The following is a 21,117-nucleotide window of genomic DNA, read 5'->3' on the forward strand; positions in this document are numbered from 1 at the left end:
AATCAAATACATACATAAAAGAGAATAATGATGATTTTAGAAAGAATCTACACTTGGAGAAACTCCATTTTCAGCGCAAATACTGAGCAAGAAGCTAATAAAACAGACTTACAGCAATCTGATTTAGATGCAAAATTCAGAGAAGAGCAATCATGGCTGGGGATAGGATGAAAACTCTAAGCTGGCTTGGCGGCAACCCCATCGCGAAGCCAGTTTACTACTAGTCAAAACGGTAAGAAGCCATCACCACATCAAACACAGTATCAGTAAAAATACGCTCTCCCACACTATCAGTTGCCGCACCCGCCACCACCATTAAAGGAATTAAGTGATCTTCGCGCGGATGTACCAAGCGCGCAAACGGTGCCTGCTCCCAATCCACTAATGCCTGATTACGCTGCTGCGGGCTGGAATTAGCAATCGCCTCATATAAATACTGCTCAAACTGCACTGAAGGCTCAAACGATGCTGGCCGGCCAAACCCACGCATATTATGATAAGTCAGCCCACTGCCAACAATCAGCACACCCTCTTCCCTCAATGGCGCAAGCGCCTCACCCAGCTTGATGTGCTCAAGTGGATCATAAGTAGTTTTCATAGAGAGCATCACCACAGGAATATCTGCATGGGGATACATCAGCATCAATGGCACAAAAACACCGTGGTCAAAACCGCGTTGCGCGTCTTCCAGCACATTAACGCCACTTAACGCCAATAACTCACCCACACGCTTAGCCAAAGCAGGGTTACCCGCTGCAGGATACTGCACATGATAAGTATGCTCCGGAAACCCGAAATAGTCATACACCATGGGCGGCTGCTGTGCGGTAGATACCGTAAACTGTGGCTCCTCCCAGTGGCCTGTGATTACCAAAATAGCTTTGGGCTTTGCCGGCAAGCTGGCGGGCAGCTTGGCTAGCTCAGCCTCTGTAGCTGCAAAGCGCTGACGCATATCTTCTATATACGGCCAAGGCCCGCCGCCGTGAGAAATAAAAACAACAGGGAGTTTAATGTTTTGCTTCATGAGCACTAAGCTACACCTAATTACTTAGGTTTTAAACCATTCGACAATAAATTTACAAATCATTTACAAGTTATTTACAATTAGCAAGATTTGAGTTTATACTAATGCCTATAAATTAAAGCCTTAGCATAAATAGCAGGCAAAAAAAGACCCCAACCAAGGGGATGAAATCGGGGTCCAAAAAATGCCTCATCGTCTAAGGCTTCCGCTCAGGGAGGATTGGAGCGGAAAGGTAACTTGCGTTACCTGTAAGCTCTGACTAAGCCTTTCTAAAATAAGTTCCACACACTTTTATTTTTATATCACTCTTATTTACAGCCAGCCAACCAGCGCACAAACAAAGGGCACCACTCGCAATCCGCTATGCGCTAAAACAACACCAACACATGCATCTAAGGCACACATAAGTTGTCGCCACATATGAAATATTCGTATTAAGTAGTCATGCTAAAATATCGGCTATGAATAGCCAACCGCACACCACCATGCAAGATCCTCTTTTAGCCGGCCTGAACAATAAACAGCTAGAAGCAGTCACCTTACCTCAACAGTCCGCACTGATTTTAGCTGGTGCCGGCAGTGGTAAAACTCGCGTACTCACTGCGCGCATTGCATGGCTGATACAAACAGAACAGGTCTCCCCTACCGGTTTGCTAGCCGTGACCTTTACCAATAAAGCGGCAAAAGAAATGCTCACCCGCATCACCGCATCATTGCCTATCAACACCCGCGGTATGTGGGTTGGTACTTTCCACGGCCTGTGCAATCGCTTATTGCGCGCACATCACCGTGAGGCTGGGTTGCCAGCCAGTTTCCAAATTCTGGATATTGCAGACCAGCTTTCCATGATTAAGCGCTTGATGAAGCTAATGAATGTGGATGATGAGAAGTTCCCACCCAAGCAAGTGCAAAACTACATTAACGGTTGCAAGGATGAGGGGCTGCGCGCACATGCGGTTGACGCCTACGACCCGCATTCACAAAAGCTACGCGAAATCTTTGAAGAGTATGATAAACAATGCCAGCGTGATGGCGTGGCGGACTTTGCCGAGCTGCTATTGCGCTGTTACGAGTTACTAGAGCGTGATGCCAATATCCGCCTGCATTACCAAAGCCGTTTCAGATACATACTGGTAGATGAGTTTCAGGATACCAACCGCCTGCAATACCAATGGCTAAAACTCTTGGCGGGCAAGGATAACTGCATGTTTGCCGTGGGCGACGACGACCAATCCATTTATGGGTTCCGTGGTGCCCGCGTCGGCAATATGCGTGACTTTGAAACCGACTTTAATGTACAAAGCGTAGTGAAACTGGAAGAAAACTACCGCTCGCACAGCAACATACTAGATGCCGCCAATGCCATTATTTCGCACAATAAAAACCGCTTAGGTAAAAACCTATGGACCAGCGCGGGCGCTGGTGAGCCAGTGCGTGTGTACCAAGCCTACAACGATAATGATGAAGCCCAATTTATTGTTGATGAAATTAAAATGCTGCATGCAGAAGGCACAGAGCTGGGCGAAATGGCTATGCTCTACCGCTCCAATGCACAATCACGCGTCTTAGAGCATGCATTATTCTCGGCCAACCTGCCGTATCGCGTATATGGCGGCCTGCGCTTCTTTGAGCGCGCCGAGATTAAACACGCACTCGCCTATATGCGCCTGATTGCCAACGCCAACGACGACACCGCATTATTACGCGTGATTAACTTCCCCGCGCGCGGCATCGGCGCACGCAGTTTAGAACAACTGCAAGAAGCAGCACGCACCCAGAACTGCAGCTTATGGCAAGCTGCAATTAACAAAGTAGGTAATGGCAAAGCTGGCGGCAAGGGCATAGATGGCTTTGTCGCATTAATCAGGCAAATGGTGGATGAGGCTTATGGCATCAGCTTGGCAGAGCTCGCTGAGCTTGCTACGACACTCTCCGGCCTAAAAGCGCACTATCAGAATGAAAAAGAAGGCGAAGACCGCATCGCCAACTTGGAGGAATTAGTCACCGCAGCGGTAGCGTTTACCAACCAAGATTTTGGTAACCACAGCAACGCGGATGGCGAAACCGAACAAGACTTACTCACACAATTCTTAAGCCATGCCAGCTTAGAAGCAGGGGAACACCAAGCCGACGTAGGGCGTGAAGCCCTGCAACTGATGACCGTACACGCCTCTAAAGGCTTGGAATTTAAAGTAGTGTTTATTAGCGGCCTAGAAGAAGGACTATGCCCACACGAGCAGAGCACTTACGAAGCCAATGGCCTAGAAGAAGAGCGTCGCTTAATGTACGTAGCGGTAACACGTGCCAGACAACGTCTATACCTCAGCCACGCGCAAAGCCGTATGCTACATGGGCAAGTACGCTACGGCATCCCGTCACGCTTTTTAGATGAAATCCCAGATGAACTGCTCAAACACTTAAATAGCAAACCGGTAGCTAAATCAGGCTACGGCAGAGATTACAACGAACTGCCCGCAATCATGAGCAAACAGCAAAGCAGCACGCAAAAAAGCGCCATGCCATGGAAAGTAGGCCAGCAAGTGGCGCACAATAAATTTGGCAATGGCGTGGTAGTGAGCTACGAAGGCAACGCTAACGATATGCGCGTGCAAGTGAATTTTGGACGGGAAGGCCTAAAATGGCTAGCGTTAGAGTTTGCAAAATTGACGGCTATCTAAGTCTGTTCAGCCTAGCGTGAATCTTAACGATTTTTGCTAGGCAGACTGCTCATTCAATTAATTTGTAATATTGAAGCTAGATTATTTAAAGGCTAATTTAGTTAACTTGATATTAGCTTACTTGGTCAGACTGGCTAGATTGACTGGCGTTATCTATGCCAAAAATATCAGCGTAGCTGGTGTATAAACTAGTCATCATCACTGGAATAATAGCGACAAACACCACAGAAAAAATCACGTGTACGCTCACCACCAACCACATAGCAGCCATTAAGACCGCCATAAACATCAAACCATAAAGCAGAAATGGCAGCATATTCTTTAAGCACGCAACAAAGCTTAGCTTCATTGCATCTACCGCTTTTAATTGGTTAAGCCCGGCCAACACTGGTGCAAACCAGTAACCCATCAATACCGGCATCAGTAAACACATAGCGATAAATAATGGCAAGATCACCGTGCTCGCTTGCTCAGGGCTTAAATCTTTGCCTTGCGCAATTAGCTCAACCGCGCTTCTATCCAGCATCAGTACCACTAACACCGCAATCACCAGCAAACTCATCATATAAAAACCACCCACCGCTACCAGCTGTGAAGTGTTTTGCTTGAAACCCTGAAACAGATGGTTAATTTCTAAATCCTGATTACGTGTCAGTGCCTGACAGCCCCACATCATGCCTGCTGCAAATACCGGCGCCAACAAAGTGCTAACCACAGAACCTAAAATTGGCACCATAGAAATAGGAATCATAATCGCCAAGTAAATCAGCAGCAAAATCACCCACATCACAGGGTTTGCTCTAAACAGGCTAATGCCGTTTACAATCCAAAGCCATGCATTTGCCGCCGGCACTTGTTTAACTGCTGGAGATTGCGTGTTTAGATCTTCTGCCATGATGCCTTCACCTCTAGTTTCAAATCAGCCTACTCTAATGACTATTTTATGCTAACGCACAACAGATTAATCCAGTTTGATTAATCCTAATTTTGATTAAGATTGTGCAGTTCTTAACTTCAGTATATTTTTAAAATGATTTGGATCCTTTGCATGCGTTAACTCACCCGCCTGCGGATAAATCTGGTCATACAAACGCGACAGCCAGAAACGCAATGCCGCAATACGTAACAAGCCATACCATGCCGCATGCTCTGCCTGCTCAAACGGACGCACCGCTTGGTAAGCCTGCAATAACGCTTCCACTTTAGCGGCATCTAACTGGCCGTCCGCCTGCACGCACCAGTCATTAGCGACTATCGCTAGGTCATACGCCAGTACATCATGGCATGCATAATAGAAGTCAATCAAACCACCAACTTTATCACCATCAAACAATACATTATCGCGGAACAAATCCGCATGGATAATACCTTTAGGTAAGGCTGAAGTATCCAGCCCAGCTTGGAACGACAGTGTTTCAGTGAGCAACTGTTGGTCATCTGCCGACAAATGCGCCATCACCTTTTGTGCAGTTTGATTACGCCAGTCTGCGCCACGCGGATTTTGATGCGCCTGCCCTGAATACTGTGAAATAAACGACTGCCCTGCCTGATGCATTTGCGCCAGCACTCGACCAACCTCAGCGCAATGCACGCTAGTAGGGGCTGTAATATCCTGACCATTCAAGCAGCTGATTAATACGGCAGGTTTGCCATTCAGCATGTGTAAATTCACACCAGCTTTGTTACTAATCGGGTCAGGACAAGGCACGCCGTGCGTGGATAAATGATGCATCAAATCAATGAAGTAAGGTAGCTCATCAATCGTATTGTGCTCAAATAGAGTCAGCACATATTTATTTTGTGTGGTGGTTACAAAATAATTGGTATTGGTAATGCCTGAGGAGATACCTTTTAACTCAACCAGCTCACCGATGGAGTAATCTTGAAGCCATGCTTGTAGTTGTTGGTTGTTAACTGAGGTAAAAACAGACATAGGTATAATTTAAAAAACTGGAAATAATTAAAGGCGAGGCATTATATCAAGCATGTAGATGAAAACACGGATTGCATCCACATGCCTGCTTTGGTCAATTTGGTGAATTAAAATCTAAAGATAGTCCACTTAGGAATAGACAGTGGCGGATTAGGGCCTACGTTTACCCACGCGCCGTCTTGGTCTTCCCTATGTAGGTAGTAAGGTACGCCATGCTTAGGGGTCACCTTCATCATGTACAGCTGGCCACCAACACGGTATTCCTCAATGGTTTCACCATTCTTTTTAACGATTGTAACTTCCGGCTCATCCGGCACATCTTCTGAGCTGATGCTAGGCGGTGGAATATCTTCCAACGGCTGTAGGTTGGATGGCAGCTCTCTCGCTTGCAATAGCGTGGGCGCTAGCATTGCTGCGAGTAATAAAGCACTTAGATTTTTGTAATTTTTACGCATCATCATTACCACCCTTTACGGCATCAACATCATCAACTAAATAAGTGCCCATTCTACCAAAAACCATCCGGTATAAGGCCATATGATTACAAATAAAGCTGGATGCGCTCTTCTTCTGCAGAAAGCTTGAAACCGCGTGTTTCGTAATGTTTAAAAATAGCCTGCACAATCTCTTCTGGGTCATCAATCATCTGGATTAAATCCAAATCACTGGTTGAAATCATGTCTTCGTTCACCAACGTGGTTTTCACCCAATCCACCAGCCCGCGCCAAAATGGCTCGCAGACTAAGATAATAGGGATTCTGAGCGTTTTACCGGTTTGTACTAAGGTAATCGCTTCCATCAGTTCATCCAAGGTGCCAAACCCACCAGGCATCACCACATAAGCGCTGGCATATTTTACAAACATGACTTTACGCATAAAAAAGTGTTTAAAGTTCTGGCTAATATCCTGATAGGGATTTGCATTTTGCTCATGCGGCAGCTCAATATTTAAGCCGATACTTGGCGACTTGCCTGCAAATGCGCCTTTATTAGCGGCCTCCATAATGCCGGGGCCGCCGCCAGATATCACAGCAAAACCAGCATCAGAAAGCCGCCTTGCAATATCCACTGTCAATTCATAATACGGGCTATCTGGCTTGGTGCGCGCACTACCAAAGATAGATACCGCAGGGGTGATTTCTTTGAGTCGCTCAGTCGCATCCACAAACTCAGACATAATCTTAAACGCATGCCAAGACTCAAGGCCGGTATGGTGCATCCCCTGTACGTCAGGGTCGGTAATTTTTGGAATTTTTTTAACTATGGTCATGACGATTAATCCTTGGTGAATGAAATACCAAAATTTACACAAGCTAAATTAAGCGCCTGCGCATAAACAATTTTTAAGCATGTCATATATGTTTTATTATGTAGGCGATTAAAGACCGTTGGCAACAACCTAATGCAATTATTTGCCTAAAGCTGGGCGATTTAATGCAATGCACGCTCGCAATTTTTGGATTTTTATATGAAAACTTTATTATTGGTGGATGGCTCATCTTATTTGTATCGCGCATTTCACGCCATGCCCGACCTGCGCAACTCAGCGAACGAGCCGGTAGGTGCCATCCAGGGCGTACTCAATATGCTGCGCCGCCTACATAAAGACTACCCTGCCGAATACAGCGCCTGCGTATTTGATGCCAAAGGCAAAACCTTCCGTGATGACATTTATCCGGAATACAAAGCTAACCGTGCCAGCATGCCTGATGATTTACGCGCGCAAATTGAGCCGTTATTTGAAACCATACGTGCAATGGGCTGGCCACTCATCATTGAAGACGGCGTAGAAGCGGACGACGTGATTGGCGCACTGGCCAAACAAGCAGAGCGCCAAGGTATTAAAACCATTATTTCCACGGGCGATAAAGACATTTCACAGCTGGTGAACGAGCACATTACTGTAGTCAACACCATGCGCGATGCTTTCCGCAAAACAGATGACGTGCTAGATGTAGCTGGTGTGGAAAACAAATTTGGCATCCCACCCAGTTTAATCATTGATTACCTGGTGCTGATTGGCGACACCTCAGACAACGTACCGGGCGTAGAAAAAGTCGGTCCCAAAACCGCAGTGAAATGGCTGAAAGAATACGGCACCTTGGACAACATTGTCGCCAATGCAGACAATATTAAAGGCGTGGTAGGCGAGAACTTACGCAAAGCCCTGCCCTGGCTGCCTACCGCACGCGAGCTGATTACCATCCGCTGTGATGTGGGCATCCGTGACCACTTTGATGAGCTAGTACAGCAAACGCCAGACAAAGCAAAACTAGCTGCATTATTTGACCACTTTGAATTTAGAAGCTGGAAACGTGAACTGGACAATATGCCAGACGCAACACCTCAGCCTAGCGCCGAGCCTAGCCCAGCCGGTATGTCAGGTGATTTATTCGGCGCACCAGCAGCCGTGTCGCAAACCAATACCGAGGCTAAAACAGAGCCAAAGGCAGAACCACAAGCTACTCGGCATCATTACACTCCTAACACCAGCCGCCAGTACGAAACCATACTCAGCGAGGCCGCGTTAGACGCGTGGCTCGCCAAGCTTAACCAAGCTGAGCTCATCTGCTTTGATACAGAAACTACCTCACTGGACCCGCTCACTGCCCAAATTGTCGGCATGTCGTTTAGCGTAGCTGCGGGCACTGGCGCCTACTTGCCACTCACGCATGATTACTTTGATGCCCCCACCCAGCTGCCGCTGGCAGAGGTTTTAGCCAAGTTTAAGCCTTTACTGGAAAACCCAGCCATTAAAAAAGTAGGGCAAAATTTAAAATACGACAAACACGTATTAGCTAACCACGGCATTGCGCTTAACGGCATTGCACACGACACGTTGCTGCAATCTTACGTGCTGGAAAGCCACCGCGGTCACGGCATGGATGAACTCAGTGCCCGTCATTTAGGTATTGAGCCCATCAGTTTTGAGCAAGTAGCCGGCAAAGGCGCCAAGCAAGTCGGCTTTAATCAGGTCACGATAGAAGTTGCCGCTGAATACGCCGCTGAGGATGCTGACATTACCCTGCAACTGCATGAGGCACTATCACCGCAGGTGCTGCAGGACGACAAACTCAACTTCATTTATAGCCAAGTGGAAATGCCCTCAATGGAATGCTTATTTACCATTGAACGCAACGGCGTGCTGATTGATGCTAACATGCTTAATCGCCAAAGCAACGAAATCGGCATGAAGCTGATGGAGTTGGAAACACAAGCCTTTGAGCTAGCAGGACAGCCATTTAACCTAGGCTCGCCTAAACAACTGCAGGAAATCTTATTTGGCAAACTCGGCATCAAACCGATTAAAAAGACCCCTTCTGGCGCCCCCTCCACTGATGAGGACGTACTGCAGGAACTTGCGCTAGATTACCCATTGCCGAAAGTGTTGCTGGAATACCGCGGTTTAGCCAAGTTAAAGTCCACCTATACCGATAAACTGCCTAAAATGATTAACGCGCACACCGGGCGCGTGCACACCAACTACAACCAAGCGGTGGCGATTACAGGCCGTTTAGCCAGCAGCGACCCTAATTTACAAAATATCCCGGTACGCACTGCGGAAGGCCGCCGCATCCGCGAAGCCTTTATCGCACCGCCAGGCAGCCATATCGTTTCTGCCGATTATTCACAAATTGAGCTGCGCATCATGGCGCACTTATCTAAAGACACAGGTATGCTACAAGCCTTTGCCAATAATGAAGACATCCACCGTGCCACAGCGGCCGAAATTTTTGGTGTAGAACGCAGCGCCGTAGACAACGAACAGCGCCGTTATGCCAAAGTGATTAACTTTGGCCTGATTTATGGCATGAGCGCATTTGGCTTGGCGCAAAACCTCAACATTGAGCGCAGTGCTGCCCAAAGTTATATAGAGCGCTACTTTGCGCGCTACCCAGGTGTGCGCCAGTATATGCAAGACACCCGTGAACTCGCCAAAGAAAAAGGCTATGTAGAAACTTACTTCGGCCGCAGGTTATGGGTACCAGAAATCAATAGCGCCAACGGCATGCGCAGAGCAGGTGCCGAACGTGCCGCCATCAACGCGCCGATGCAGGGCACCGCGGCAGATTTAATCAAACTCGCGATGATTGCGGTAGATAAATGGCTTAAAGATGAAAAACTAAGCACTAAACTTATCATGCAAGTACACGATGAATTGGTATTAGAAGTGCCAGATAGCGAGCTCGCATTGGTTAAACAGAAACTGCCGGAGCTCATGCAAAATGTAGCCAAACTGGATGTACCATTGCTGGCTGAGGTCGGCGTAGGCAACAACTGGGAAAGCGCTCATTAATCCTTAACTTTGACTCATAGTGGTTCACAGGCGTATTTAAACAATCATGCAAAAAGATAATCAGTCCATCGGCATCTATATCATCGGTGATGAAATCCTTTCCGGAAAACGTCAGGATGCACACCTGAGTTTTGTCATACAGGCGTTAAAATCACGCGGTTTGCAACTGGCATGGGCACATTATCTGGGAGATATTCCCGCACAGATTACCAGCCTGCTGCAAACCAGTATGCAGCATGGCGATATCGTATTCAGCTTTGGCGGCATTGGCGCCACGCCAGATGACTACACGCGCCAGTGTGCGGCGGATGCTGCCGGGGTAGCGCTTACCCGTCACCCGGGAGCTGTAGCCGAAATTGAAGCGCAATATGGAGAAAGCGCCTACCCGAAAAGAGTGTTGATGGCAGATTTGCCAGCAGGGGCAGCACTGATCCCCAACCCCGTGAATCGCGTGGCGGGCTTTGCCATCAAAGAGCATTACTTTGTGCCGGGCTTTCCACAAATGGCACACCCTATGGTGGAGTGGGTACTGGACACCCATTACCGCCACCTATTTCACCAGCAAGATTACACCGAGCTATCGATTCTGGTAATGGATGCCGGCGAAAGCCAGCTCATTGATTTAATGAATCATATCGTACAAAAATACCCAGAAATTAAGCTGTTCAGCCTGCCTAAGCTAGATAACCGCCGCACCACAGAGGTGGGGGTAAAAGGCCCCACGGCGGCGGCAAGCGCAGCATTGGAAGAAATCAAACTAGCCGTTACCGCCCTGCATTTCCCGTGGGCAGAACACTAAGGCTTACTGAGCACTAAGGCTGATTGATACCACCATGAAATGTAGAGACCATTGTGGCGCATGTTGCATCGCGCCTTCTATTAACAGCCCAATTCCTGGCATGCCCAATGGCAAGCCTGCTGGGATACGTTGCGTTCAGCTCAACGAGCAAAACATGTGCAAGATTTTTGGCCAGCCGGAACGACCCGCATTTTGTGGTGGCTTACAGCCTAGCGCAGAAATGTGTGGTGACACGCGTGAACAGGCGATTACATGGCTGACACACCTAGAGCAAATCACTGCTCCGGCGCTCCCCCAACAATAACACCGCAACAAAACTCACGGCGGCGGCAATGGAAACATAAGCCCCCACCCAAGTCAGCCCGCCAGTTGTCACCAGCACTTGTGAAATATAAGGCGCCATTGACGCACCTAAAATACCGCCAAGCTGATAGGCCAAACCCGCGCCGGTATAACGCACCGCCACTGGAAACTGCTCAGGCAGGTATGCCCCCATTGGCGCAAACGTTGCACCCATCAAAAACAGCGCTAAAGATAAAAATAGAGTTACCTGTACTACGGAGCCGCTTTCGAGCAAAGGGCTTAACGCAAAGCCTGCCAGCACTGCCAGTGCACTGCTAAATAACAGCACAGGCTTGCGCCCGCAGGTATCACTCAACTTTGCCGAGATAGGTGTAGCAAGGGTCATCAACAAAATAGCAATGCACAACATGCCTAAAAAGTCGCTGCGCGTAATGCCCAAATTAGCTGTGCCATAACTCAAGCAAAACACCGTGGCGGTATAAAATAAGTTATAGCACACTACCATTGCCAGTGCGCCTAGCAGCACCGGACGCAAATATTTGTTTAATAAAGGCTTAATTGGCATCGCATGGGTTTTATTCTGCTGTAACACGGCAGTAAAAGCGGGCGTTTCTGCCAATTTAAATCGCACATATAAACCCACCCCCACCAGCAGAGCACTGGCAATAAAAGGTAAGCGCCAGCCCCAAGCCTTAAACTGTGCGTCTGTTAACCATACCGACAAAGCAAGATAGCTCAGAGTAGCCATTAAGAAGCCAACCGATGGCCCCAATTGCGGAAACATGCCGAACCAAGCGCGCTTGCCTGCCGGCGCATGTTCGGTCGCCAGTAATGCCGCACCGCCCCATTCACCACCTAAACCCAAGCCCTGACCAAAACGTAATATACACAATGCAATTGGTGCCCAAATTCCAAGCACCTCATACCCAGGCAGCAGCCCAATCAGCAAAGTAGAAACTCCCATCAACAACAAGGAAGCCGCCAGCGTTGCTTTACGCCCGACTTTATCGCCAAAATGACCAAACACAATGGCGCCAACCGGTCTGGCAATAAAAGCAATGCCGAAAGTTAGAAATGCATTAAGGGACTGTGTAGCAGGGTCGCTGGTAGGAAAGAACACCTGCCCAATCACTAAAGCCGCCGCCATGGCGTAAATATAAAAATCGTAAAATTCAATCGCAGTACCAATAAAGCTGGCAAAGGCAATGTGCGTGGTTGATGGTTTCTGCATAATCAGACTCAATAACAAACTATTGCCAATTGTATGCTGAAAATTGTTTTCTCAAAGTCAGATTGCGTATAAAATAGGCAACTTTCGCGTTCGAGAAATACACTAGTGCAAATCGGCAATCACATCTTAAAAAACAACCTAGTTGTCGCACCCATGGCGGGCGTGACGGACAGGCCTTTCCGCCAACTTTGCAAGAAGATGGGTGCTGGCTTGGCTGTATCTGAGATGGTGACCTCGAACTCGCTACTGTACGGCAGTGAAAAAACAAAACGTCGTGCCAACCACGAAGGTGAAGTTAACCCGATTTCTGTACAAATTGCTGGTGCAGATCCGCAAATGATGGCCGAGGCCGCTAAGCACAATGTGGATAATGGCGCGCAAATCATCGACATCAACATGGGCTGCCCGGCTAAAAAAATCTGTAACGTAATGGCTGGCTCTGCATTACTGAAAGACGAGCCATTAGTCGCACAAATTCTGCGCGCAGTAGTTGCCGCAGTCGATGTTCCAGTTACCCTGAAAATACGTACAGGCTGGGATAAACAAAACCGCAATGCAATTCAAATTGCCAAAATGGCGGAAGACTTAGGCGTACAAGCACTGGCCATGCATGGCCGCACCCGCGCATGTGCTTATATGGGTGACGCAGAGTACGACACCATTGCCGCAGTGAAACAAGCAATTAAGATTCCGCTCATTGCTAACGGCGACATCACCACGCCAGAAAAAGCAAAGTTTGTATTAGATTACACCGGTGCCGATGCAGTGATGATAGGCCGTGCCGCACAAGGCCGCCCATGGATATTCCGCGAAATTGAGCATTACCTCACGACCGGCACGCATATGCTACCGCCTACTGTAGACGAAATCCATGCCGTGATGCTAGAGCATCTGCATGATTTATATGAGTTTTATGGCGACCTGACTGGCATGCGCATGGCGCGTAAGCACATTTCATGGTACACCAAAGGTTTAGCTGGTTCTGCACAGTTCCGCCACAGCATGAACACCTTGCAAACCATTGAATTACAACTACAAGCAATTAACGACTTTTTTGTTGAACTAAAAACAAAAAATGAGCGCTTGGTTTACATTGATAATGACGCTGATGATACCAATCCAGATGCGTCTTCAGCATTAGCAGCCTAGGAACTTCTATGTCAGAAAATTGTAAGCTCAGCCAAGCAGTGCAAGAGTCTTTAGATGATTACTTTATGCATCTAGAGGGTGAGCCGCCACATGCCGTTTACGATATGGTATTGGGCTGCGTAGAAAAACCACTGCTTAGCTACATCATGCATAAAGTGGGTGGCAATCAAAGCAAAGCGGCAGAGATACTAGACATCAATCGCAACACCCTGCGTAAAAAACTTCAGCAGTACAAGATCGAATAAAACAAACAAGCAAGCAACACGTATTGTTTTATCCAATCTTGCATTCTAGGCAATTCAGTTGGGCAGCAGTTTAACAAGCCAAACTTGATTGTCAGGAAACAACCGGCGGCAGAAATTTAACGTGTATTAGCAATTAGCGAATACAGCTTATCATTTGTATTATGGAATAATTTTATGGCAACTACTAAACGTGCGCTCATTAGCGTTTCTGATAAAACCGGCATTATTGATTTTGCAAAAGGCTTGCAAGCTTTAGGCATTGAAATTTTATCGACTGGCGGCACCGCTAAACTATTCCGTGACAACGACATTCCTGTCGTTGAAGTAAGTGATTACACTGGCTTCCCTGAAATGTTAGACGGCCGCGTAAAAACGCTGCATCCAAAAGTACATGGCGGTATTTTAGGTCGCCGTGATTTGCCAGAACACGTATCAGCCATGCAAGCGCAAGACATCCCTAACATTGACATGGTAGTGGTGAACTTATATCCGTTTGAAGCGACAGTAGCTAACCCAAACTGCACGCTAGAAGATGCGATTGAAAACATCGATATCGGCGGCCCGGCGATGGTACGCTCAGCGGCAAAAAACTGGAAAGACGTTGCCGTTGTAACGGATGCTAGCCAATATGCCGATGTACTGCGAGAGCTACAAAGCACAGGCGGCGCAACCAGCCAAGCCACAAAATTTGCATTATCAGTAGCCGCGTTCAACCGCATCAGCAACTACGATGGTGCAATCAGCGATTATCTTTCTAGCTTTAATGCTGACGGATCACGCAACCCTTACCCAGCACAGGTCAATAGCCGCTTTGTGAAACTGCAAGACTTACGCTATGGCGAAAACCCACACCAAAGCGCAGCATTCTACCGCGACACCAACCCAGCACCGGGCTCTTTGGTAACGGCAGTACAACTACAAGGTAAAGAATTAAGCTACAACAATATTGCCGATGCTGATGCTGCGTGGGAAGCAGTAAAGAGCTTTGATTCAACCGCCTGCGTAATTGTTAAGCACGCAAACCCATGTGGCGTAGCGCTAGGTAAAGATGCGTTAGAAGCGTATAGCAAAGCATTCCAAACTGACCCAACCTCAGCATTTGGCGGCATTATTGCTTTCAACACCACGCTAGATAAAGCGGCGGCTGAAGCAGTAAGCAAGCAATTTGTAGAAGTATTAATCGCCCCTGACTACACAGCCGAAGCATTGGCGATATTCAGTGCAAAAGCCAATGTACGCGTACTGAAGATTGCCTTGCCAGAAGGCGGCAATACAGCATGGGAACAAGGCCGTAATTCACACGACACTAAACGCATTGGTTCTGGCTTACTGATTCAAACTGCGGATAACCACGAAATCAGCGTGAATGATTTAAAAATCGTCAGCAAAAAACAACCAACACCAGAGCAATTGCAAGACATGCTATTTGCATGGCGCGTTGCAAAATACGTTAAATCTAACGCAATTGTATTCTGCGGTAACAGCATGACACTAGGCGTAGGCGCAGGCCAAATGAGCCGTGTGGACAGCACCAAAATTGCGGCGATTAAGGCACAAAATGCTGGCCTCACCTTGAAAAACTCAGTGGTAGCCTCTGATGCGTTCTTCCCGTTCCGTGATGGCATTGATGTACTGGCAGAAGCTGGTGCGGCCTGCGTAATTCATCCGGGTGGCAGCATGCGCGATGAAGAAGTGATTGCCGCTGCCGACGAGCATGGTTTGGTGATGGTCGTGACGGGTATTCGCCACTTTAGGCACTAAACAATTATTAAAATAATAAGTTTGTTCTTCTTTTTGCCACAGCCTGTTTCACAACTGGTTGTGGCGAAAGATTTTTAAGGGTTTCAAATACATGAAAATTTTAGTCATCGGTGGTGGTGGTCGTGAACATGCCCTCGCCTGGAAAGTTACTCACAACAAAGAGGTAAGCCGTGTTTATGTAGCGCCAGGCAATGCAGGCACCGCATTAAACCCGGACATGGTCAATGTACCAATTACTGCAGTTGATGATTTAGTTAAATTCGCGCAAGACGAACAAATTTACCTCACCATTGTTGGCCCAGAAGCCCCCCTCTCTCAAGGCGTTGTTGATGCATTCCGCGCCGCTGGTTTAAAGATTTTTGGCCCGACCAAAGCCGCTGCACAATTAGAATCCTCTAAAGACTACGCCAAAGCTTTTATGATGCGTCACAGCATCCCCACAGCAGCCTACGGCACATTTACTGACGCCAAGCTTGCGCATGACTACGTGAAGCAACAAGGTGCCCCTATCGTGATTAAGGCTGATGGACTAGCCGCGGGCAAGGGTGTGGTCGTTGCCATGAATGAAGACGAAGCCCATGCCGCGATTGACGCCATGCTAGAAGACAACAAGCTAGGCGCCGCAGGTGCACGTGTGGTGATTGAAGAGTTCTTAGAAGGCGAAGAAGCCAGCTTTATGGTGATGGTAGATGGTAAGAATATTTTAGCGCTTGCTACCAGCCAAGACCACAAACGCCTGCTAGACGCAGACCAAGGACCTAACACTGGCGGTATGGGTGCTTACTCACCCGCACCGGTAGTCACCCCAGCCATCCATGCCAAAGTAATGCGTGAGATTATCAAGCCTACCGTGGAAGGCATGGCGAAAGACGGCATTCCGTACACAGGTTTCTTATACGCAGGTTTAATGATCAGCCCCAATGGCGATGTGAAGACTTTAGAGTTTAACTGCCGCATGGGCGACCCAGAAACCCAGCCTATCATGATGCGCTTAAAGAGCGATTTAGTTGGTTTAATGGAGCATGCAGTGAACGGCACCTTAGACCGTGCTGAAGCTGAGTGGGACAGACGTGTAGCGCTAGGCGTGGTCATGGCATCTGCTAACTACCCAGAAACACCAAGGTTAGGCGATGAAATTACCGGCCTGACCAATCAATTGGCAGATACGCATATATTCCACGCCGGCACTGCACAAAAAGATGGCAAAGTGGTGACTAGCGGCGGTCGCGTACTATGTGTGACTGCCCTAGGCGAGACCGTAAAGTATGCACAACAACAAGCCTATCAAGCCATGAAAGAAATTAAGTTTGATGGCGCACAATTCCGCACCGATATCGGCTATCGTGCCATCAAGAGTTAGGGTCTAAGCTTACATCATGAACACTCAAGACGTTTTTAGCTACTTACAAAACCTGCAAGCCAAGATTGTAGAAGCCATTGAATTAGTGGATGGTAAAAACTTTCTGCAAGATAGCTGGCAACGTCCTGAAGGCGGTGGCGGCACCTCTTGCCTGCTTGAAGAAGGCAACGTATTTGAGCGTGCTGGTGTAGGTTTTTCTCACGTATTAGGCACCAAACTACCACCGGCCGCCAGTGTGGCACATCCCGAGGCAGCAGGCCGCCCTTGGGAAGCAATGGGGGTCTCTTTGGTTTTTCACCCACGCAATCCCTATGTGCCTACCGTACATATGAACGTACGCTTTTTTGTAGCCAAAGCACAAAATGCCAGTGAGCAGGATATCTGGTGGTTTGGCGGCGGGATGGATTTAACTCCTTACTATGGCTTTAGTGAAGACGCTGAGCATTTTCACCGTACCAACAAAACCGTATTAGATGCGTTTGATACCAGCTATTACCCTAAATTCAAAAAAGAATGTGACGACTACTTCTTCTTAAAACACCGTCAGGAACCTCGTGGTATCGGCGGCATTTTTTATGATGACTTTAGCGAGCTTGGTTTTGAGCGTAGCTTTGATTTCCATCGCGCAGTAGGCGATGCGTTTTTACAAGCCTACTTGCCGATCGTGCAGCGCCGTAAAGACACACCTTACGGCGAACGCGAACGTGATTTCCAGGCTTATCGCCGCGGACGCTACGTAGAGTTCAACCTCATTTATGACCGTGGCACAATTTTCGGCCTGCAATCAAACGGCCGCACTGAATCCATTCTGCTTTCCATGCCGCCGATTGTAAAATGGCGCTATGACTGGAAACCAGAAAGCGGCAGCCCAGAAGCTAAACTCTACACTGACTTTCTTATTGCGAAAGACTGGCTCTCCCTTAACCAGTAGGCATTTATGAACATCTCAACCCCAGTCAATATCTCTACTCAGGCACGCACGCTAGCGAAAGATTTACTTAACTTTATTGACCTTAGCCCTAGCCCTTGGCACGCGGTTGAGCAGATTGAACAGCAGCTCCTAAGTACAGGGTTTACCAAACTGGACGAAACCCAAGCTTGGCAACTAAGCACTGGTAAGCGCTATTTTGTCGTGCGTGGTGGTGCATCCATCATTGCTTTCACGCTCGGTAGCAAGCCACTGCCCGATACCGGCTTTCGCATGGTGGGCGCGCATACAGACTCCCCTAGCCTAAGACTCAAACCTAAAGCCGCTTATGAAACTGACGGCCTATTGCGTATAGGCGTAGAAGTCTACGGCGGGCCAATTCTAGCAACGTTTACCGACCGTGATTTAAGCATTGCCGGGCGTGTCACCGTACGCACCGAAACTGGCCACGCCATCAAACTACTCAAGTTTGATGATGCACTGATGCGCCTACCCAACTTGGCGATTCATATGAACCGCGAAGTCAATGAAAAAGGCCTGAAACTCAACAAACAAACTGAGCTGCCACTATTGTTTGGTGAAAGTGCCGCAGGCGTTGAAGCTGAACAGCAGTTTTTAGCATACATTGCTGCAGCCCTTAACATTGCACCACAAGACATACTGACGTTTGAATTTAATGTGTTTGATACGCAAAAAGGCAGTTTCTGGGGCGCAAGCCAAGAGTTCATCACCAATAGCCAGCTGGATAACCTTGCCTCCTGCCACGCAGCGGTTACCGCCCTGCTTAATGCTAGCAATCAAGAATCCAGCAACATTTGTGCGCTATTTGATCATGAAGAAGTTGGCAGTGAAAGCGCTACTGGCGCAAGCGGCAGCTTCTTATCTGATGTGATCAACCGCATCACCGCCAACATAGGCTTGAGCGAAGAAGAGCGCTTACGTGCTTTGGCACAAAGCTTTTTTGTCAGCGCAGATATGGCACATGCATATCACCCTAATCATGCGGGCGCTTATGAGCCTTGCCACCATGTCATGGTCAACCAAGGCCCGGTGATTAAAACCAACGCCAATCAGCGCTATGCAACGAATGCAGACACTGCCGCGCGCTTCATCTCGCTATGCGAACGTGCAAAAGTGCCATTTCAACAGTACTCGCACCGCACTGACCTAGGCTGCGGCAGTACCATTGGGCCGATTCTTGCTTCTGGTTTAGGGGTTGCCAGTGTGGATGTTGGTTCGCCGATGTGGGCCATGCACAGCATTAGGGAAAGCGCCGGCGTCCTTGATCACCATTACATGATTGAGGCGCTGAGTACGTTGTTTAATAGCTAGTTAATCGCTAGCGATGATTGACCATCACTTGTTTAATGTTTAGCATCCATTAACAGTGCGCGACCGATTCATCGTCATCGGTTATGCATAAAGTAATACACTAAAAGGATACCCGTTATGCTCAAGCAGCTACTAAGAACTAAAATAATCAGCGCTCACGCAGATAGCGAGCTTAAAAAATGTTTATCAGCATTTGATTTAGCGCTCTTAGGTATCGGCTGCGCCATCGGCACAGGTATCTTTGTATTAACTGGCATCGCGGCTGCCACGCAGTCTGGTCCCGCCGTTGTACTCTCGTTTATCATTGCCGGCGTTGCATCAGGGTTTGCCGCACTCGCCTACGCCGAACTAGCTGCCTCAGTTGGCGGATCAGGTAGCGCTTATGGCTATAGCTATGTGGCATTTGGCGAATTTATCGCATGGATTATGGGCTGGATTCTACTGCTAGAATACGGCGTTGGTGCCGCGGCCGTTGCCAATGGCTGGGCTGGCTACTTTATCAACACCCTCACCAACTTCAATGTGCATCTGCCTGAGGCTATAACCAAGGCACCAGTCATGGGCGGAATTATCAACCTGCCTGCTTTTGCTATTATCTGGATACTCACCATTCTGTTAATGATAGGCGTAAAAGAAAGCGCTCGCTTTAACAACATTATCGTGATTATCAAGTTATCAACCATTGCCATCTTTATTGCGTTAGCTTCTGCCCATCTCAATACCGAGAACTGGCAGCCATTTATGCCGTTCGGTTGGTTTAGCACCTTGGAAGACGGTAGAAACATAGGCGTATTAGCTGGTGCTTCCCTCGTGTTTTTCGCTTACTTTGGCTTTGATGCAGTGTCTACCGCCGCTGAGGAAGCAAAAAACCCGCAACGCGATTTACCTATCGGCCTACTCAGCTCACTCGTATTCTGCACTATCGTGTATATCGTGGTATCAGGCTTACTCACAGGTATCGTACCTTACACAGAACTAAACGTAGCATCTCCAGTTGCCTATGCGTTAACTAGAATTGGTCATACCTGGTCATCTACTTTAGTAGCGACCGGCGTACTTGCAGGCCTAATTACTGTGCTATTAGTACTACTTTACGGCTTAACACGCATCCTATTCTCTATGAGCCGTGACGGACTCATTTCTCCTATATTTTCCAAGGTAAATCCGGATCGCAAAACACCCACTAGAATCATTCTTATGTGCGGTTTTGTCGTGTCGCTAGTGGCAGGGTTTATTCCACTAGGTCAGCTCGCAGAAACAGTGAACATAGGCACGCTGGCAAGCTTTGTCATGGTATGCGTGGGTGTGGTGGTACTGCGTATTCGCCAACCTAATTTGCACCGCCCATTCAAAAACCCATGGAACCCACTGATTCCGGTGTTGGGCATCATCTCCTGCGGCGCATTAATGTCATTCCTGCCAGCAAGCACTTGGATTAGATTTGGCACCTGGATATTAGTAGGTATCGTGTTTTACTTTGTTTACTCTATGCATCACAGTAAATTGAACTTACTGCATAAACATAAAGTGTAGCCTTCAACGTAAAATACTTACTCACAGGTAATAAAAAAAGCCAGCTTTTTGAGCTGGCTTTTTTTATGTGACAAGCGATTAAATTTTATTCAAAAGCTCGAGCAAGTAATTAGAGTGACAACACCCATTCAACGATTGTTTTGATGTCAGCTTCTTTAACTTGTGCACCCATTGGTGGCATTGGCATTGGGCCCCAAACACCGCTACCGCCTTTTTTAACTTTTTCAACTAGCTTTGCTTCTGCAGTTTTGTCACCCTTGTATTTAGCCGCAACATCTTTGTAAGCTGGGCCTAATACTTTTTTATCTACTGAGTGACATGCTAGACAGCCACTTTTTTGTGCTAAAGCTTCAGCAGCTTTTGCATCTACCGCAGCACCTGCTTGCGCAGTAAGCAACATAGAACCAGCAGTAGCGATTGTTAATAATAAAGCTTTCATGCTATCTCCTTGAATTAACGCTTAATAATAGTAGTTATAAATTTTACAACTCGCATATCATACTCATAATTTGACTTATGACAAGTGAGTTAAATCAAATCTATC

The 21,117-nt window shown here is 47.7% G+C and carries 19 protein-coding genes; 12 read left to right on the plus strand and 7 right to left on the minus strand.

Annotated elements, in window-relative coordinates:
* Positions 1 to 27: 27 nt before the first annotated feature.
* Complete coding sequence (locus C3Y98_RS12775; protein WP_167759923.1) at positions 28 to 171, plus strand: hypothetical protein; 144 nt, start codon at positions 28 to 30, stop codon at positions 169 to 171.
* A 49-nt stretch (positions 172 to 220) separates the two neighbouring features.
* Here the strand turns inward: C3Y98_RS12775 and C3Y98_RS07760 are convergent, their stop codons facing one another.
* Positions 221 to 1,024, minus strand: a complete 804-nt coding sequence (locus C3Y98_RS07760) for a DODA-type extradiol aromatic ring-opening family dioxygenase (RefSeq protein WP_135277905.1) — start codon at positions 1,022 to 1,024, stop codon at positions 221 to 223.
* A 461-nt stretch (positions 1,025 to 1,485) separates the two neighbouring features.
* Between C3Y98_RS07760 and C3Y98_RS07765 the strand changes: the two genes are divergently transcribed.
* Positions 1,486 to 3,702 (plus strand): UvrD-helicase domain-containing protein, encoded by a 2,217-nt coding sequence (locus tag C3Y98_RS07765; protein WP_135277907.1) that lies wholly within the window; start codon positions 1,486 to 1,488, stop codon positions 3,700 to 3,702.
* A gap of 112 nt (positions 3,703 to 3,814) precedes the next feature.
* Here the strand turns inward: C3Y98_RS07765 and C3Y98_RS07770 are convergent, their stop codons facing one another.
* The 4 genes from C3Y98_RS07770 to C3Y98_RS07785 form a co-directional block, all read right to left on the minus strand.
* Positions 3,815 to 4,597 (minus strand): BPSS1780 family membrane protein, encoded by a 783-nt coding sequence (locus tag C3Y98_RS07770; protein ID WP_135277909.1) that lies wholly within the window; start codon positions 4,595 to 4,597, stop codon positions 3,815 to 3,817.
* Positions 4,598 to 4,693: 96 nt separating this feature from the next.
* Positions 4,694 to 5,635 (minus strand): homoserine kinase, encoded by a 942-nt coding sequence (gene thrB, locus C3Y98_RS07775; protein WP_135277911.1) that lies wholly within the window; start codon positions 5,633 to 5,635, stop codon positions 4,694 to 4,696.
* Between the two features lie 107 nt (positions 5,636 to 5,742).
* Complete coding sequence (locus C3Y98_RS07780; RefSeq protein ID WP_135277913.1) at positions 5,743 to 6,096, minus strand: DUF2782 domain-containing protein; 354 nt, start codon at positions 6,094 to 6,096, stop codon at positions 5,743 to 5,745.
* An 80-nt stretch (positions 6,097 to 6,176) separates the two neighbouring features.
* The gene (locus C3Y98_RS07785) at positions 6,177 to 6,905 is read right to left on the minus strand and encodes an LOG family protein (RefSeq protein ID WP_015831358.1); all 729 of its coding nucleotides are present in this window, start codon (positions 6,903 to 6,905) and stop codon (positions 6,177 to 6,179) included.
* 198 nt (positions 6,906 to 7,103) lie between these two features.
* On the opposite strand from C3Y98_RS07785, the gene polA reads away from it, so the two are divergent.
* Genes polA through C3Y98_RS07800 form a run of 3 tightly spaced genes read left to right on the plus strand, consistent with a single transcriptional unit; the run spans position 7,104 to position 11,035 of the window.
* The gene (gene polA, locus C3Y98_RS07790; RefSeq protein ID WP_135277915.1) at positions 7,104 to 9,932 is read left to right on the plus strand and encodes a DNA polymerase I; all 2,829 of its coding nucleotides are present in this window, start codon (positions 7,104 to 7,106) and stop codon (positions 9,930 to 9,932) included.
* Positions 9,933 to 9,978: 46 nt separating this feature from the next.
* Complete coding sequence (locus tag C3Y98_RS07795; protein WP_135277917.1) at positions 9,979 to 10,731, plus strand: competence/damage-inducible protein A; 753 nt, start codon at positions 9,979 to 9,981, stop codon at positions 10,729 to 10,731.
* A 34-nt stretch (positions 10,732 to 10,765) separates the two neighbouring features.
* Positions 10,766 to 11,035 (plus strand): YkgJ family cysteine cluster protein, encoded by a 270-nt coding sequence (locus tag C3Y98_RS07800; protein ID WP_135277919.1) that lies wholly within the window; start codon positions 10,766 to 10,768, stop codon positions 11,033 to 11,035.
* On the opposite strand, the gene C3Y98_RS07805 is transcribed toward C3Y98_RS07800, so the two are convergent.
* Positions 10,997 to 12,265 (minus strand): MFS transporter, encoded by a 1,269-nt coding sequence (locus C3Y98_RS07805; RefSeq protein WP_135277921.1) that lies wholly within the window; start codon positions 12,263 to 12,265, stop codon positions 10,997 to 10,999. The genes C3Y98_RS07800 and C3Y98_RS07805 overlap by 39 nt on opposite strands.
* Before the next feature lie 105 nt (positions 12,266 to 12,370).
* Here C3Y98_RS07805 and dusB point away from each other — a divergent pair, with 105 nt between their 5' ends.
* The 7 genes from dusB to C3Y98_RS07840 all read left to right on the plus strand — a co-directional run bounded on the left by dusB (position 12,371) and on the right by C3Y98_RS07840 (position 20,573).
* The gene (gene dusB / locus C3Y98_RS07810) at positions 12,371 to 13,414 is read left to right on the plus strand and encodes a tRNA dihydrouridine synthase DusB (RefSeq protein ID WP_135277922.1); all 1,044 of its coding nucleotides are present in this window, start codon (positions 12,371 to 12,373) and stop codon (positions 13,412 to 13,414) included.
* Between the two features lie 8 nt (positions 13,415 to 13,422).
* Positions 13,423 to 13,659: a helix-turn-helix domain-containing protein gene (locus tag C3Y98_RS07815; RefSeq protein WP_135277924.1), complete on the plus strand. Its 237-nt coding sequence runs from the start codon at positions 13,423 to 13,425 to the stop codon at positions 13,657 to 13,659.
* A 174-nt stretch (positions 13,660 to 13,833) separates the two neighbouring features.
* Positions 13,834 to 15,420: a bifunctional phosphoribosylaminoimidazolecarboxamide formyltransferase/IMP cyclohydrolase gene (gene purH, locus C3Y98_RS07820; protein WP_135277925.1), complete on the plus strand. Its 1,587-nt coding sequence runs from the start codon at positions 13,834 to 13,836 to the stop codon at positions 15,418 to 15,420.
* A gap of 91 nt (positions 15,421 to 15,511) precedes the next feature.
* On the plus strand, positions 15,512 to 16,780 hold the full coding sequence (gene purD / locus C3Y98_RS07825; RefSeq protein ID WP_135277927.1) for a phosphoribosylamine--glycine ligase: 1,269 nt from the start codon (positions 15,512 to 15,514) through the stop codon (positions 16,778 to 16,780).
* A gap of 16 nt (positions 16,781 to 16,796) precedes the next feature.
* Positions 16,797 to 17,711, plus strand: coding sequence for an oxygen-dependent coproporphyrinogen oxidase (gene hemF / locus C3Y98_RS07830; RefSeq protein ID WP_135277929.1), 915 nt, complete (start codon positions 16,797 to 16,799; stop codon positions 17,709 to 17,711).
* Between the two features lie 6 nt (positions 17,712 to 17,717).
* The gene (locus tag C3Y98_RS07835; protein WP_135277931.1) at positions 17,718 to 19,040 is read left to right on the plus strand and encodes a M18 family aminopeptidase; all 1,323 of its coding nucleotides are present in this window, start codon (positions 17,718 to 17,720) and stop codon (positions 19,038 to 19,040) included.
* A gap of 117 nt (positions 19,041 to 19,157) precedes the next feature.
* Complete coding sequence (locus tag C3Y98_RS07840) at positions 19,158 to 20,573, plus strand: APC family permease (protein WP_135277933.1); 1,416 nt, start codon at positions 19,158 to 19,160, stop codon at positions 20,571 to 20,573.
* Positions 20,574 to 20,682: 109 nt separating this feature from the next.
* On the opposite strand, the gene C3Y98_RS07845 is transcribed toward C3Y98_RS07840, so the two are convergent.
* Complete coding sequence (locus C3Y98_RS07845; protein WP_135277935.1) at positions 20,683 to 21,012, minus strand: c-type cytochrome; 330 nt, start codon at positions 21,010 to 21,012, stop codon at positions 20,683 to 20,685.
* Between the last annotated feature and the right edge of the window lie 105 nt (positions 21,013 to 21,117).

Source organism: Methylotenera oryzisoli, assembly GCF_004661485.1.
Lineage (GTDB): Bacteria > Pseudomonadota > Gammaproteobacteria > Burkholderiales > Methylophilaceae > Methylotenera > Methylotenera oryzisoli.